Annotated in this window: 1 protein-coding gene and 1 pseudogene; both read left to right on the forward strand. The window is 70.3% G+C overall.

Going from position 1 to position 1657, the window contains the following annotated elements:
* Positions 1-1329 (forward strand): helix-turn-helix domain-containing protein (locus tag Q0L15_RS21250; RefSeq protein ID WP_296606743.1); only part of this gene is annotated, 1329 nt, incomplete at its 5' end.
* A 155-nt stretch (positions 1330-1484) separates the two neighbouring features.
* Positions 1485-1657: pseudogene (locus Q0L15_RS25075) on the forward strand (NADH:flavin oxidoreductase); the annotation flags it as partial.

Below are 1657 nucleotides of genomic sequence, written 5' to 3' on the forward strand. Positions count from 1 at the left end.
ATGTGCGTGCCGCGCGACGACGCCGGACAGGTCCGCTTCGTGCGGCGGCTGCACGAGCACGGTGTCGCTGGGGTCGCGATCGGTGACGACCTCAAGGCGCCGCCGATCTCGGCGGCCATGGCGGAGGAGGCGGATCGGCTCGCGTTCCCGGTGATCGGGGTGAGCCACACGATTCCCTTCGCGGCCCTGGGGCGCACGGTGGCGCTGGCCAGCCAGAGCAGCCAGATCCGCCGGATCGCCCGGCTGAGCCGGCTCTACGAGCTCGCCCGGACGGCCACGTTCGGCGACGAGTCCCTCCTGAGCCGGCTGTCCGCGGAGCTCGGGCACCGTCTCCACGTCGTGGACGTGCGGTACGCCAGCGAGGTGATGCGCGAGGGCCCGCCCCTCGCCCGCGGGGTCGTCGAGGAGCTGGCCGATCGGCTGAGCGGCCAGCTCGACCGCCTGCCTGCGCGGATCAGCCTGGAGTCCGACGGTGCGGTGACGGCGACCGCGCTGGCCCTGTCGACCCACCGCGCGTGCATGTTGGTCGCCGAGGGCCCCGGGGAGGTCGACCTCGACGTCTTCGTGCTGCTGCATGCCCAGAGCCTGATCGCGATGGAAGTCGAACGGATCACGCGCGACCGGGAGCGAGCCGACCTCGACGGGGGCGAGATCCTTCGTCAGGTCATCCAGGGCACCCTGAGCCTCGACGCGGCCCAGCTGAGCCTGCGCCAGCTCGGGCTGGCGGAGGTGGAGTCTTCGACGGTCATGGGGCTCGATGCGGCACACCTGCCGACGGTGCGGCTCCTGATGGGCGACACGCCCCTGCCCCACCTGTCCTGCGAGTGGGGCGAGCACGGTTTCCTGATGGTCCCGACCGCCGCCGCGGCGGCGGCTGTCGAGCTGCTCGGGCCCCACGTGCCGGCCCTGGGCATCTCGGCCCCGAGCTCGTCTCTGCAACACCTCGGTGACAGCACCCGACAGGCCTTGTGGGCGCTGCAGGCGGCGCACGCGGGTGGCGGCGGAATCGCCGACTACACGACAGCCGCCCCGCTCTTCCTGCCGCGGACCCTGGCCGACGCCCACTTCGCGACCCGGATGATCCTCGGCAGCCTGTTGGAGCACGACGGGGCGCACGGCTCGGACCTGGTGAACACCCTCGAGGTCTACCTGTCGACCGACCGCAGCTGGGTGGAGACCTCCCGGCGCCTGATGATCCATCGACAGACGCTGGGCTACCGGCTGCGCAAGATCGAGACGCTGAGCGGCCGGAGCACGAGGAGCTCGGCCGACATCGCGATGTTCTGGATGGCGCTCGTCGCCCGCCGCATCACTCGCGAAACCGCATGAGTCGTACGGCGGTCTGAATCGCGTGCGTCGATTCGAACTGCCGGACGCTTCCTGCGCCGTGTCGCCGACCGCAAACTCGAGTGGCGATCCGCGGGTGAAGCGCGGCATCATCCCATATCTTCGTATTATTGTTATCCTGCCAGAAAGTGGTCCCCATGCTCACCCGACTGTTCACGCCCCTGCGCATCGGACCCACCGAGCTGAAGAACCGGATCGTGTCCACCGGGCACGACACGGTCATGATCGCGGACGGGCTCGTCACCGACCAGCTGGTCGCCTACCAGGCCGCTCGTGCCGCCGGCGGTGCGGGACTCATCGTGCTCCAGGT

The organism is Nocardioides sp. (assembly GCF_024509035.1).
In the GTDB taxonomy this organism is placed as follows: domain Bacteria; phylum Actinomycetota; class Actinomycetes; order Propionibacteriales; family Nocardioidaceae; genus Nocardioides.